The 13230-nt window shown below is 63.2% G+C and carries 11 protein-coding genes and 1 riboswitch; of the genes, 7 read left to right on the top strand and 4 right to left on the bottom strand.

Translation table 11 applies throughout. From position 1 onward, the window contains the following. Positions 1-3: 3 nt before the first annotated feature. Positions 4-112: riboswitch (TPP riboswitch) on the top strand. The 5 genes from FHS06_RS01430 (at position 106) to FHS06_RS01410 (ending at position 4856) form a co-directional block, all read left to right on the top strand. Beyond that, positions 106-738, top strand: coding sequence for an ECF transporter S component (locus FHS06_RS01430; protein WP_167044482.1), 633 nt, complete (start codon positions 106-108; stop codon positions 736-738). (Overlaps the previous riboswitch by 7 nt.) Then, positions 735-2204, top strand: coding sequence for an ABC transporter ATP-binding protein (locus FHS06_RS01425; protein ID WP_310734760.1), 1470 nt, complete (start codon positions 735-737; stop codon positions 2202-2204). The genes FHS06_RS01430 and FHS06_RS01425 overlap by 4 nt, the downstream gene beginning before the upstream one ends. Next, positions 2201-2989 (top strand): energy-coupling factor transporter transmembrane component T family protein, encoded by a 789-nt coding sequence (locus FHS06_RS01420; protein ID WP_167044479.1) that lies wholly within the window; start codon positions 2201-2203, stop codon positions 2987-2989. Before FHS06_RS01425 ends, FHS06_RS01420 begins: the two co-directional genes overlap by 4 nt. Before the next feature lie 249 nt (positions 2990-3238). Continuing rightward, positions 3239-4000: an enoyl-CoA hydratase/isomerase family protein gene (locus FHS06_RS01415; RefSeq protein ID WP_167044476.1), complete on the top strand. Its 762-nt coding sequence runs from the start codon at positions 3239-3241 to the stop codon at positions 3998-4000. A 16-nt stretch (positions 4001-4016) separates the two neighbouring features. After that, positions 4017-4856, top strand: a complete 840-nt coding sequence (locus FHS06_RS01410) for an SDR family oxidoreductase (RefSeq protein ID WP_167044473.1) — start codon at positions 4017-4019, stop codon at positions 4854-4856. 30 nt (positions 4857-4886) lie between these two features. Here FHS06_RS01410 and FHS06_RS01405 read toward each other — a convergent pair whose 3' ends face one another. From FHS06_RS01405 to FHS06_RS01390, 4 genes are all read right to left on the bottom strand, one after another. Further along, positions 4887-5726 (bottom strand): Cof-type HAD-IIB family hydrolase, encoded by an 840-nt coding sequence (locus FHS06_RS01405; protein ID WP_167044470.1) that lies wholly within the window; start codon positions 5724-5726, stop codon positions 4887-4889. A gap of 72 nt (positions 5727-5798) precedes the next feature. Then, on the bottom strand, positions 5799-7223 hold the full coding sequence (locus FHS06_RS01400; protein ID WP_167044467.1) for a glycoside hydrolase family 1 protein: 1425 nt from the start codon (positions 7221-7223) through the stop codon (positions 5799-5801). A 70-nt stretch (positions 7224-7293) separates the two neighbouring features. Then, on the bottom strand, positions 7294-9147 hold the full coding sequence (locus FHS06_RS01395; RefSeq protein WP_167044464.1) for a beta-glucoside-specific PTS transporter subunit IIABC: 1854 nt from the start codon (positions 9145-9147) through the stop codon (positions 7294-7296). A 184-nt stretch (positions 9148-9331) separates the two neighbouring features. Beyond that, the gene (locus FHS06_RS01390) at positions 9332-10234 is read right to left on the bottom strand and encodes a PRD domain-containing protein (RefSeq protein WP_167044461.1); all 903 of its coding nucleotides are present in this window, start codon (positions 10232-10234) and stop codon (positions 9332-9334) included. Between the two features lie 90 nt (positions 10235-10324). On the opposite strand from FHS06_RS01390, the gene FHS06_RS01385 reads away from it, so the two are divergent. Together FHS06_RS01385 and FHS06_RS01380 are read left to right on the top strand one after the other, a co-directional pair. Then, the gene (locus FHS06_RS01385; protein ID WP_167044458.1) at positions 10325-11641 is read left to right on the top strand and encodes a serine hydrolase domain-containing protein; all 1317 of its coding nucleotides are present in this window, start codon (positions 10325-10327) and stop codon (positions 11639-11641) included. A gap of 86 nt (positions 11642-11727) precedes the next feature. Beyond that, positions 11728-13182 (top strand): DUF4407 domain-containing protein, encoded by a 1455-nt coding sequence (locus FHS06_RS01380; protein WP_167044455.1) that lies wholly within the window; start codon positions 11728-11730, stop codon positions 13180-13182. Positions 13183-13230 lie beyond the last annotated feature (48 nt).

Raw genomic sequence — 13230 nt, 5'->3', positions numbered from 1 at the left:
TCGCCTTGAAACCACGGGAGTCCGGTGTGCCGGGCTGAGAGGAAGCGAAAACGCTTCGACCGTCGAACCTGATCCGGGTCATGCCGGCGCAGGAAGGGAGTAACGATGCACACGTCCACGTCTTCATCCACCTCGAACCGTTTCAGCTGGAGAGTCGTCGATATCGTCGTCGCCAGCGTGATCGGTGTCGCAGCTGGGGTCATCTTCTGGCTGTGGGGCCTCGCCTGGCCGGCGCTCGACACAGCGCTCGCATTCACGCCGGGTCTTTCCGGTCTGCTTGCCGGTGGGTGGCTCTTTGCCGGAGTTCTTGGTGGCCTGATCATTCGAAAGCCCGGCGCCGCGTTCTACGCCGAAGTCGTCGCCGCTGTTGTCTCAATGGCGCTCGGCACGCAGTGGGCGTTTCTCACCCTCGTATGGGGTGTCGTGCAAGGCCTCGCGGCTGAGCTCGGCTTCGCGCTGTTCCTCTACGCCAATTGGCGCCTGCTCGGCGCGCTCACATCGGGGGCGCTCGCGGGAATTGCCGTCGCGCTCATGGACACCAACTTCTCGTCGGTTGCTGCCCTCGCGGTAGAAGCACGCGCTGTGTACTTCGTCTCGGCGGTAGTTTCCGGCATCCTGATCGCCGGTGTGTTGTCGTGGGTCATTGCGCGTGCGCTCGCCGCAACGGGCGCGCTTGACCGATTCGCTTCGGGGCGCGAAGCGCGCTCACGCGAGCCGGAACCAGTCGACGCCGCGTGAGTGGCGCGCGGGTCGTCGCCCGCGGCTGGGGGTGGCGACACGCTGGCCGCCGCCGGTGGGCGGTGCAAGATCTCGATCTCGATCTGGTTCCCGGGCAGCGCATTTTGCTGCTCGGGGCCAGCGGGGCCGGAAAAAGTACGCTTCTGCGAGGACTTGCCGGCGTACTCGGTGACGTCGAAGACGGCGAAGCCACCGGCGAACTCCTCGTCGATGGTGCACCGCCCGCCCGAGTGCGTGGGCGCGCGGGCCTGGTGCTCCAAGACCCGGATGCCCAGGTCATCCTTGCCCGCGTGGGCGATGATGTTGCCTTTGCCTGCGAAAACCTCGGGGTGCCGGCGGACGAGATCTGGGCGCGCGTTGACGAGTCGCTCGACGCTGTCGCGCTGCGCGTTGCGCGCGACCACTCGACGTCGCACCTGTCGGGTGGGCAAAAACAGCGACTCGCCTTGGCGGGTATTCTCGCGATGCGGCCGGGACTGCTGCTTCTCGACGAGCCAACAGCAAACCTTGATCCTGCCGGCGCTATCGCAGTGCGCGATGCGGTAATCGCGGCCGCTGAGCGCACCGGTGCAACGCTCGTTGTGGTGGAGCACCGTGTCGAGCTCTGGGCTGACGCCGTCGATCGCGTGATCGTGCTCGCCGCGGGCGGTGGGGTGCTTGCCGATGGCAGCCCCGAAACTGTGTTTCACGAGCAAGCATCGGAGCTTGCCGCCGCCGGAGTGTGGTTGCCAGGAGCGCGCGTCGAACGAGAGCCCGCGGCACGCCGAATCGACGGCGAGAGCGACGTTCTGCTTCGCGGAGAAGACCTGGCCGTTGGACGCCGCCCATTCGGCGCGCGGGCGGTTGACGTTGTGTCATCCGGAATTGATCTCAGTGTGACAGCGGGTCGGGTGCTCGCCATCACCGGCGACAATGGCGCCGGAAAATCGACGCTCGCAATGACTCTTGCGGGGCTGCTGCCTGCGGCATCCGGTCGGGTTGTTGCCGCCGAACCGCTTCGTGCCGGCCGTGGTGCCGACCCGCTGCGGTGGAGCGCGCGTGATCTACTGACTCGAATAGGCACTGTGTTTCAAAGTCCCGAGCATCAGCTCCTCACAACGCGGGTGCGCGCGGAGCTTGAAGTCGGGCCGCGCGCGCTGGGGCTGGACGCGGCTGAAATCCGTGCCCGGGTTGACGAATTACTCGAGCGGCTTCGCCTCACTCACCTCGCCGCGGTGAACCCGTACACCCTCTCGGGCGGCGAAAAACGACGGCTCACGGTTGCTGCCACTCTCGCGACCAGACCACGGATGCTCGTGCTCGACGAGCCAACCTACGGTCAAGATGCCCGCACGTGGCGGGAGCTTGCTGGTCTTATCGATGATGTGCGCGATGCGGGAACTGCCGTTGTCATGGTGACGCACGACCGAGCGCTCGTCGACGCGATTGCAGACAGCGAATACTCGCTGGGGGTGACGGCGCCATGAGCTTGCTCGAACTCGACGTTTCGGCGAGCCCGCTCGCACGGCGAAATCCGGTCGCAAAGCTTGCCGCAGCCCTCGTGATTTCGGTGACGCTGCTGCTGTCGATCGACGCCGTGTCGGCCGGCGTAAGCCTTGTTGCGACGCTGCTGCTGCTTCCTATCTGCCGCATCCCCGCTCGCGCGCTATGGCTGCGCACCTGGCCGATCGCGCTCGGTGCGGTGATCGCGGGAGCGGCTACGGTTTTGTACGGTCGACCCGATGGGCAGATCTACTTCGAATTCGGGTTGCTTCGCATCAGCGACGGGTCGATCTCGCTCGCACTTGCGATAGTTCTGCGTGTTCTCGCGATCGCTGTGCCGAGCATTGTGCTGTTCATGACAACCGACCCGACCGATCTTGCCGATGCTCTCGCGCAGATACTGCGGCTTCCCGCGCGATTCGTGCTCGGAGCTCTCGCGGGGCTCCGCTTGGTGGGGCTGCTGATCGAGGACTGGCGCGAGCTTTCGCTCTCTCGGCGGGCCCGAGGCGTCGCCGACACCGGACGCCTTCGGAGGTTCGTGGGGCAGTCCTTTGCCCTGTTCGTCTTGGCGATCCGGCGGGGAACAAAGCTTGCGACCGCGATGGAAGCCCGCGGATTCGGGGCTGACGTCGAGCGCACCTGGGCACGGCCGTCACGCCTCCACCCCGCGGATCTCGGCCTCGTGCTGATCGCGGCCGGTGTGGCTGCGGCATCCGTTGGCGCGGCGGTCGCCGCCGGCACCTGGAACTTCATCCTCGGCCTCAGCTGAGCCTGTCGCGGTCGCGCTGCGCCTGCACCAACTCAGGCAGATTGGGGCTTCGGGCTGGCGTGATGCGCCGCTCGGGCTGATTTTGCCTGAGTTCGTGCAGGGGGAGGCAGGGAAGGTGCAGTAGCGGCGCTGGCCGGCCGGCCGCACGGTGTGGATTGCTGCGGAGCTCGCACGTGGGCCCGGGTTCCGCATAGGCTGAGACCCGATGCCACTCCATGTGCGGAGGGCGCGATGTTCGAAGGAGAACTCGTGAGCGATTCGATTCTCGTGTCGGTGACCGAGGGGCTTGCCCGTGTGACGTTCAACCGGCCCAACCGACTGAACGCGATGGACTTCGAGATGGGTGCGCGCTGGCGTGATGTTGCCCGCGCCGTCACAACCGATCCGTCGGTCGGTGCAATTGTGCTCGATGCCGCTGGCCCCGCTTTTTGCGCCGGCGGCGATGTGATTGCAATGTCGACGTCAGGGGCTGCCGGTGACGCAGTCACGGATGCCGCGCACGTCATTCACGAGGGCATTCGCACTTTCGTCGACTCCCATATCCCGATGGTCGCTGTTGTGCAGGGCGCCGTTGCGGGCGGCGGACTCGGCCTCATGCTTTCAGCTGACTACATCGTGGCCGCTGAAGACGCCAAGTTCGTCAGCCGCTACGCCAACATCGGCCTCACCCCCGACCTCGGCGTTTCTACGCTGCTGCCGGCTGCGATCGGCGAGCGCCGGGCGCTGCAGTTGCTCTTGCAAGACCGCACGCTCACCGCCGTCGAAGCGCTCGAGTGGGGGCTCATTGCAGAAGTCGCCCCCGACCCCGCGGCGCGTGCCGACGAAATCGCCGCGTTCTGGCTGGCTGGCGCAACGGGCGCGTACGGGCAGGCCAAGCGGCTCGTCCGCACCGGTGCCGGCCGCAACTTCGAGGCGAATCTCGCCGATGAGGCGGCAACGATTGGCGCCGCTTTCGACACCGACCAGGCGAAGGCACGCGTTGCCGCCTTCGCGAAAGCTTCAGCCCGTTGAGACGAGAGAAGACGCTATGACCCACGAAAAGCCGCTCGCCGGACACACCATCTTGATGTCGGGCGGCAGCCGCGGCATCGGCCTCGCCATTGCGCTCCGAGCCGCACGCGACGGCGCAAACATTGCGATTCTCGCCAAGACTGACACTCCGCACCCGAAGCTCGAAGGCACCGTGCACACCGCCGCAAAAGCCATCGAGGATGCCGGCGGACACGCACTTCCGCTCGTGGGTGACGTCCGAAATGAAGACGACATCACCGAAGCCATCATGAAAACCCAAGGGGAATTCGGACGCATCGATGCCGTCGTTAACAATGCGAGCGCGATCGATCTTTCCCGCACCCTGGAACTCTCGCCGAAGAAGTACGACCTCATGCAAGACGTCAACGTGCGCGGAACGTTCCTTCTCTCTCGGGCCGCGGTTCCGATATTGAAGGATGCGCCGAACCCGCACATTCTGTCGCTGTCACCGCCGCTCAACATCACGCCGCGGTGGCTCGGTTCCCACACCGGGTACACGCTTGCCAAGTACGGCATGACGATGGCAACGCTCGGGATCAGCGCCGAGTTCGCATCCGACGGCATTGCCGCCAATACACTGTGGCCGCGGACGACAATCGCTACGGCTGCTGTGCAGTTCTCGCTCGGTGGCGACCGTATGATGCGGGCAAGTCGCACGCCGGAGATTTACGCCGATGCCGCGTATCAGGTGCTCATTCAGCCGTCTCGGGAGTACACGGGGCAGACACTGATCGTCGAAGACGTGTTGGAGGCATCCGGGGTCACTGATTTTTCGGGTTATGCCGCCGTTCCGGGCACTCCCGACGAGGAGCTGTTCCCCGACATCTTTCTGTGAGCGGCATCGCGAACTGGAGTCTCAGCGCGTTTAGATGAGTCCGTGTCGCTGGAAGGCATTCCAGACGCCGTCTTCTGCCACGCTCGTTGTCACCTCGTTCGCGTGCGACTTTACGGCGTCATCGGCGTTACCCATCGCAATACCGACTCCGCAGATCTGAAGCATTTCGAGGTCGTTGTAGCTGTCGCCGATTCCGATCGTGTCATCGATCGAGCGCCCGAGGTGCGCGACGAGTTCGGCGATAGCTGCGCCCTTGTTGACGCCGGCCGGGCTGATCTCGCCACCGGCTTCACCGAGGTATGGAATCGTTCCTGTGATGACGTGGAAGCGGTCGCCGAGTCCGTCGCGCACGCGGGCGAACGTGCTTTGGTGTGTGCCGAAGAAAGTGGCTTTTGCGACGCTGCCCGCGGGTGCGGGACCGCGATACGTCATCCGCATTCTCAAGCGTTCCATGTCGGCTGATGCGGCGGCATCCGGAGAAACCATGCCCTCGCGAGCGAACATGGGCACGATGCGTTCGATGAGTCCCGGGCTCGGGTAGACGTCGTCATACCCCTGCAGGTTGTACTCGACATCTTCGGCTTCGAAGAACGCAACGAGATCCGCGACAGCTTCGTCGGTCATCGTGTGCCGAGCGAGTACGTCGCCGTCGTGCTCGATGAAGCCGCCGCCAGCGGAGATGACGCCATCGAACCCAATGTCGAGCACTGTCGCCGGGATCTCTTTGCTCCCCCGACCCGTGCAGACGTAGACGAGGTGGCCGGCCGCGCGCGCGCCTTGAACCGCACTGACGACGGACGGTCGGAGTCGCTGAGCGTGGTCGATGATGGTGCCGTCGACGTCGAGAAAGACCATGCGGGTGGATGCCATGGAGAACTCCAAACAGGTCGCCTCCGGGCCAGTGAACTGACCCGGAGGCGACGAAATCATTGTGGGACGGCGTCAGCGTGTGAGGCTGCCGCCATTGGTCCGGATGACATCTGCATACCAATCGAACGACTTCTTGCGGTATCGATCGAGCGATCCCGTACCGTCGTCGTTGCGGTCGACGTAGATGAAACCGTAGCGTTTACTCAGCTGGGCCGTGCTTGCGCTGACGATGTCGATGCATCCCCACGGAGTGTATCCGAGCAGATTGACCCCATCCTGCAGAGCCTCGCCAACCTGAACGAGATGGTCGTTGAGATAAGCGATGCGATAGTCATCGATGACGGTTTTCTTTCCGTCGACCTCGACGAGCTGGTCTTTTGCGCCGATCCCGTTCTCGACGATGAACAGGGGCTTCTGCCAGCGCTCCCAGAACTGGTTGAGCACGATCCGAAGCCCCACCGGGTCGATTGCCCAGCCCCAGTCGCTCGTTTTGAGTGTGGGGTTTTCAACGCCCGGAATGAGGTTGCCTGCTGTCGTCTGCTGGTTGCCGCGCGATGCGGTCTCGGCGACGCTCATGTAGTAACTGAAAGACACGAAGTCGACCGTGTTCTTCAAGATCTCACGGTCTTCTTCGGTGATGTCGAGCTCGACCCCCTGCTCTTTCAGTAGACGCAGCGCGTATCCGGGGTACTCACCACGCACGTGCACGTCGCCGAACATTAGGTTGGAGTGTTCCCCGGTCATTGCGGCGAAGACGTCGTCGGGGTCGGGCGTCAGCGGGTAGGTCGGCATCGCAAGAATCATGCAGCCGATCTGTGCATCGGGGGCAATCTCGCGTGCCAGCTTTGTCACAGTGGCGCTTGCCACGAGCTCGTGGTGGATCGCCTGGTAGAGATCCTTCGTAGACAACTCGCTTTTGGGGGTGTTGATGCCACCGCTCATGAACGGCGCGTGCAGTACCGAGTTGATCTCGTTGAATGTCAGCCAGTACTTGACCCGTGAGCCGTAGCGCTCAAACAGCGTGCGGGCGTAGCATTCGTAGAAACCGATGAGGTCGCGGCTCACCCACCCGTCGTAGGTGCGCGTGAGGTTGAGCGGTGTTTCGTAGTGTGAGATCGTCACCAGCGGCTCGATACCGTGCTTTTCGAGTTCATCGAGCACCCGATCGTAGAAGGCGAGTCCTTCCTCGTTGGGTTCGGCGTCGTCACCATTCGGGAAGATTCGGCTCCATGCGATTGAGAATCGGTAGACCTTGAAGCCCATCTCGGCAAAGAGCGCGATGTCTTCGGCGTAGCGGTGGTAGAAATCGATCGCCACCTGTTTGAGGTTGTCGGCTGTCGGCGCTTCGGTGGGTGCCGTGGCAATTCCGTTGGGCATGACGTCTTGAATCGACAGACCCTTGCCGCCGTCGAGATAGCCGCCTTCGATTTGATTGGCGGCAGTGGCACCTCCCCAGAGAAAGTTCTTGGGGAAAGGCGTGGTGTCAGTGTTGCTCATGACTTTCTTTCTTGCTCGAGAGTGAATGCCGCGGTGGCAGAGTCAGTGTGATTCCGCCGCCGCGGGCAGATTAGGATGCTGCGATCGCGGCTTCTTCGGCGACGGCGAAGAAGAGAGGCTCGCCGTGAGCTACCGGGCCGGATGCGGGCGTGCTAACGGTCGGATACAACTCGGTGTTGGTGATCACGATGGGCGTGATCAGGTTGTAACCGGCATCCGTGATGGCGGCAACGTCGAACTCGACGAGAAGGTCGCCCGCCTTCACATGCTGACCGCCTTCGACCTTGAGGGTGAAGTGCTTTCCTCCGAGTTTGACCGTGTCGATGCCGATGTGGATCAGCAACTCGGCACCGTCCGCGTGCTGCAGTCCGATCGCGTGTCCTGTGGGGAAAGCGGCAACCACGAGAGCATCGAATGGAGCGTAGAGTGCGCCGGAACGCGGCATGATTGCCACTCCTTGACCCAGCCCACCTTCGGCGAAGACTGCATCGGGCACGTCACCCAGCGGCACGACGGTGCCATCCAGTGGACTCCGTACTTCGAGGTCATTGCCTTCAGCGCGAATCAGTTCGTTCTCCACCGGGTCCTTGAAACCGACGACGACGGTAAGAACGAACGAGATCAAGATCGCGGCGGCAAGGCCGAGTGCGAGGAGCACCATGTTGCCGTTGCCGAAAAGTGCGGGGAGAGCGAGGCCGGAGGGCACCACGAAGGCGGTGGAATAAACACCACCGATCGCGATGATGGCACCACCTACCGCGCCGCCGATGATGCCGAAGGCGAACGGCCGCTTGAGGGGCAGGTTGATGCCGTAGATCGCGGGTTCCGTGACGCCGGCGAGGAAGCCAGAAAGCGTCGCGGGTGCGGCGAGGGACTTGAGGCTCTTGCTGCGTGTACGCACCCACACGCCGGCCACGGCAGCGGCTTGGGCGAGAACTGCGGCGAACACCGGACCGATCAAGAGGATCTGGCCTGAGTTCTGGAACTCCAGTGTGAACAGCGGAACGAGTCCCCAGTGCAAACCGAAGATCACAAATACCTGCCAGAGACCACCCATAAGGGCACCGCCGGCCCACGGCACTGTCGCGAACACCCAGCCAATACCCGAGCCGATCCATCCGCTCAGGACGGCCGAGAGCGGGCCGACAGCGAGGAAGACGAGCGGTACGGCGATCAGGACAACGATCATCGGTGTGACGAAGCGTCGGATCGCGCTGGGAAGTACCCGGTAGAGAAATTTCTCAGCGTAGCTCTGCAGCCAGACGATGATGATGATCGGAATGACGCTGGAGACGTAGGTGACCATCGTGAACGGGATGCCGAAGAACGTGAGTCCTTCGGTTCCGACCGACGCGGTGATCGTCGGATAGAGCAGAGCCCCCGCGATCGCCAACGATGTGAACTCGCTCGCCTTGAAATATCGGGCAGCGGTAATCGACAGCGCCAGGGGCAAGAAGTTGATGAACGCGTCCGACAGCGCATTGAGAACTAAATACGTGCTCGTGGAGGGGTCGAGCCAACCGAAAGTAACGGCAGCAGCAACGAATGCTTTCAACAGTCCCGTCCCCGCCAGAGCCCACAGTAGAGGGGTGAAGATCGCCGAGATCATCGATATAAAGCGATTGAAGAGGTTGCCCTTCGGGGCATCGGTTGCCGCGGAGGAATCGTTCCCGCCCCCGAACTTAGAAATCTTGCCGATCTCCTCGAAGACCTCGGGTACATCGTTGCCGATGACGACCTGATATTGGCCGCCCGCCTGAGCCGTCGTCACGACGCCCGGCGTCGCCTTGATTGCTGCGCTGTCCGCTTTCGATTCGTCTTTGAGGACGAATCGAAGCCGCGTGGCGCAGTGGACGAGCGACTGCACGTTGCCTTCGCCGCCGACGCCTTTCAGTACCTCGGTCGCTGTCTTGGAATAGTCCATCGGGCCCATTCACCTTCCGCCGCAACCCTGCGGCTGTGTGTCTCTGACGCGTCTTCAGCCTGCTTTTGGGCAAAAAAATAACCTGGACTCGTTCATCACCAAAAAAGTGATGTGAGTCCAGGTTTTGCCTGCTTGCGCAGTAACAATCCGGAGACGGTCACAGGACATCTTCGCCCTGCGACGGTCACGTTACCACCGCGCCGTCGCTCTCGCCACCCTGTACGTGTGACGACAAGCGCTCGACATGCACGATCACGTAAAGAAGTTCTTCGTCCGTGAGCGCCGACCCGGTGGCTTCACGCACATAACTTTTGACCTGTTTGGCGATCTCGTACGAGCGTGGGTAGCTGCGCTTGGCGAATTCGAAGAATGAACTGTCGTTACCGCGGAGCATCGACTCCGATACCAGGCGTTGCAGCAGAAACTGCACGTGCAGAATAAAGCGTGCGTAGTCGGGTGACTCTGGATTCAAATCGATCCCGAGGCCATTCTCGACGGTCGAGACAACGTGTTGCACGCGCCGAAACAGCAGCGCAGCCGTACCGTTGGGCTCATCACGCGTCGCGTTCAAGACGTGCATCGTGAGAAACACGGCTTCTTCGTCGGGCAGTGCAGTATCGAGTGACGCTCCGATTGAGGCCGACATGTGAGTGGCTGCGGCGAATTCTTGCGGGTGCAGAACGCGGAGTTCCGGCATCCGTGTCGCTGGAATTTGGATGCCTTTTTGGATGCGCTCCAGAACGAACTGAATGTGATCGATGATCGCGACCACGATCCGGCGCCCGAGGTCGCGTCCGAGTATCCGTTCTGCTTCGTCAACCGCTGATGTGACCGCCTCGACAAGGGGGTAGGGCGCATCGGCGAGAAGGCGCTGAGCCTGTTCACCCTCTGTGCCGTCGTCGAGCACGAACGTTTTCTCCACTTTGGCCGGATCGACAGTGTCCTGCGGTCGCAGTTGAAAGCCAAGCCCGCGCCCCATCAGCACTCGCTCGTGCCCGTTCTCGTCGACGGACACCACGACGTTGTTGTTCAGCACCTTGTGCGCAATCGTCGCTCTAGCGCCCGCGGCATCGCGATCTGCTGGCATAGGCCGATTCTATGGGCTCATGCGGGCGCCGACTCAGGACAAGACCTGGGTCTATTCCGCGGGTGGATGCGTTGTCCTACCTTGGGGGTCATGACGGGCACATTTTCTCCCAGCGCCACGCTCTTTCGTTGTATCGCGGCCGCCGCTTCTGTACTCACGTGCGCGCTCGTGCTCGGCTCGTGTGCCGACGGTCGCGACGATTCGGCACGTGCCGTGACCGAGACTGCGGCCGAGCCGGGCGCATTCACAGTGGTCGAGGACACTCTCGATTCCGACGTCACTGCCGCACTAAACGCTGCCGGCGCGGCAGCGTTTGCCGAGACGAGCTCTCCGGGCGCCGTGCTGGGGGTGCGCACCGACGACGGCGGCACCTGGATTGCGACCGTCGGATTCGCCGACTGGGACGAAACCGAACCGATGACCGCAGACATGTATCAGCGCGTGGGGAGCATCGCGAAGACATTCACTGTGTCAGCGCTGATGCAGCTCGCCGAAGCCGGTGAACTGTCGCTGGATGATCCCATCGGCGACTACATTCCCGGCATCCCGAACGAATCGGCAACTCTTGCCCAACTCGCCGAAATGCGCAGCGGAATACCGAGTTATACCTTCAACGAAGAATTTCTGGACGAGCTCTTCGTCGACCCCGCGCGACAGTGGGAGCCCGAAGAGCTGGTCGACCTCATTCGTGACGAGCCCGCGATGTTCGCGCCCGGTGAAGCCATGTTCTACTCCAACACCAACACGGTGCTGCTCGGACTGGTCATTGAACAGATCACCGGCGAACCCCTGGATGAGGTGCTGGCCGAGAGAGTGTTCGCGCCGGCGGGACTCACGCACACCAGTCTTGCGACGGATGACGCATACCCCGATCCGCACCCGCAGGGGTACACCATGCAGGGACTGAGCGACGAGGAAATCGCTGTGGGCGAGCCGGTGGATGTCACGAACCTGAACCCTTCGTGGGGGTGGGCCGCGGGAGCGGCGATCTCCACAATCGACGACCTGCTCACCTGGGGTGAAGTGCTGGGAACAGGCGACGGAATTCTTTCACCGGGGATGCAAGATGTGCGGTTGAGCTCGTTCGACTTCGACGTGCCGATCTGGGCAGGTCCAGAGGACCGTATTCCGCAAACACCCGAGCGCGCCTATGGGATGGGGCTCGGGCTCGCAATGGATTGGTACGGGCACGAAGGAGCGCTGCCTGGATACAACGCCTACGTGCAGTACTACGAGCCGGCAGGAATCACGCTCGCAGTCATGACGAATTCCGACATCGTTTCGGGAGAGTGCGATTCGACGCAGGACACCGCCGCAAACAACCCGGGTCTTGGTCCCTGCCAAACACCCGTAAGCCACATGGGCGACGCGATCGCCGAAGCGCTGGGTCATCCGCTCGTGCCGTAGCGGCCGTGGTCTGAGCGTGGCCGCGTACGGCACTTTTGCGGCATACGCGCAGAAAGTCCATATCTGTGCTGGCATACTCTGACCGGATGTCTTTTTCCGCTCACCGGCCCGGTCGGTTCGACTCCGATGGTCGCATCGAGTTCGCTGCATCCGACGAAGCCGCCGACGAGCCGCAGTATCTCAGCGACCTCCGGCAGACGCCCGACGCCGACGCTGATCCTGACGAGTCCCGCGAGCCGGTCGACCCTGCGTCGATCCCGGGCGAGACGGCTAGTGAGGCCACGGCGACGTCTTCCGCGCCTCGCCCCGTTCGGGCGCGGCGTAAGCGGCCGCGCATGCCCCTCTCTCGGCGACTGGCGATCCTCGGTGGCGCCGACGGCGCTGTGCTCGACGATGTTCCAGAGGAGTCGCCTCGGTTCGTGCAGATGTTCTTCGTGCTTGCTGGCACAGCGGTGGTCTCGGCCCTCTCGATGGTGTTCGCCCTGCTCACGGGCGTGCGGATCGATCTTTGGCTCGCCCTCCCTCTCGCGCTCGTCTGGGCGTTGATCATCTTCAACCTCGACCGCTTCCTCACATCCACGATGCGCTCGACCCGGCACATCGGACGCCTTCTCGGGCTCGCCCTGCCGCGCATCATCATGGCTGCCCTCATCGGCATCGTCGTCGCAGAACCGCTCGTTCTGCAGATCTTCCAGAACGACATCGCGCGTGAAGTCACCTCGACGAACGTCGTTCAGGCGCAATCCGACCAGGATGCTGTCACCGATGGCCCCGAGAAGCAGGCACTGGATGCGGCGAGCGAGCAGGTGAGCGCGCTGGAAGAACAAGCTGCTACCGGAATCGTGACCGGCACGTCGTCAACATCGGCGGAGTCCGTGGCGGCCCAGCAGAACATCGACCAGTTGACTGCCCAACTCTCGGAGAAGCAAGCCGTCATCGACCAGGCGCGTCTTGTTTACCAGTGCGAATTGACGGGCGAGGGGGCCGGGGCCGTCGAGGGGTGCTCCGGGGTCTCCGGCGACGGCGCGAGCGCGCAAGCCGCGCAGTCGCAGTTGACGCAGGCGCAGGCGGCATACGACGACATCGCCACCCAGCTGCAGACTGCCACCGCGGCTCTCGCTGCCGCAGGAGAATCAGCCACCGATGCCGCAGCGACATCGGCGGAGCAGAATAAGCAGCAGGCTCAGGACCAATTGCCGGCAGCGCGCGCGCAGTACGAGGCGGCGCTTGCGGCGTACAACGAGAGAGCTGCTTCGGTGGCAGGTGGCAATGCGGGGGCGGTCGGGTTGCTCAGCCAGATCAGCGCACTTGAGCGGCTGTCGGCCAAAGAACCTGTGCTCGGCTGGGCGCACTGGCTGATCGCCGCGCTGTTCTTCATGATCGAGTTGCTGCCGGTGATCGTGAAGGTACTCACGAGCTACGGTGATCCGTCGTTGTACGAAAAAGCTGACGCGCTGCGGCGCCAGGTGGCCCTGGACCGCGTGACTGCGCGCACGTGGCGCGCGCGTGCCGCGATCGTTACGGCACGAGAAGCCTCGTAGCCGACACTGCGAAACCGGGGCGTGCCCAGGCGCGTCCCGTACCCTGAG

This window comes from Microbacterium halimionae, assembly GCF_011761265.1.
GTDB lineage: Bacteria > Actinomycetota > Actinomycetes > Actinomycetales > Microbacteriaceae > Microbacterium > Microbacterium halimionae.
Note: the sequence above shows the minus strand (reverse complement) of the source record. Positions and strands in the feature narration are given on the sequence as shown.

Excerpts from the sequence above, each read along its gene's own strand:
- FHS06_RS01430 (WP_167044482.1), top strand. The coding sequence starts at position 106 with ATGCACACGTCCACGTCTTCATCCACCTCGAACCGTTTCAGCTGGAGA.
- FHS06_RS01420 (WP_167044479.1), top strand. The coding sequence starts at position 2,201 with ATGAGCTTGCTCGAACTCGACGTTTCGGCGAGCCCGCTCGCACGGCGA.
- FHS06_RS01410 (WP_167044473.1), top strand. The coding sequence starts at position 4,017 with ATGACCCACGAAAAGCCGCTCGCCGGACACACCATCTTGATGTCGGGC.
- FHS06_RS01405 (WP_167044470.1), bottom strand. The coding sequence starts at position 5,726 with ATGGCATCCACCCGCATGGTCTTTCTCGACGTCGACGGCACCATCATC.
- FHS06_RS01400 (WP_167044467.1), bottom strand. The coding sequence starts at position 7,223 with ATGAGCAACACTGACACCACGCCTTTCCCCAAGAACTTTCTCTGGGGA.
- FHS06_RS01395 (WP_167044464.1), bottom strand. The coding sequence starts at position 9,147 with ATGGACTATTCCAAGACAGCGACCGAGGTACTGAAAGGCGTCGGCGGC.
- FHS06_RS01390 (WP_167044461.1), bottom strand. The coding sequence starts at position 10,234 with ATGCCAGCAGATCGCGATGCCGCGGGCGCTAGAGCGACGATTGCGCAC.
- FHS06_RS01385 (WP_167044458.1), top strand. The coding sequence starts at position 10,325 with ATGACGGGCACATTTTCTCCCAGCGCCACGCTCTTTCGTTGTATCGCG.
- FHS06_RS01380 (WP_167044455.1), top strand. The coding sequence starts at position 11,728 with ATGTCTTTTTCCGCTCACCGGCCCGGTCGGTTCGACTCCGATGGTCGC.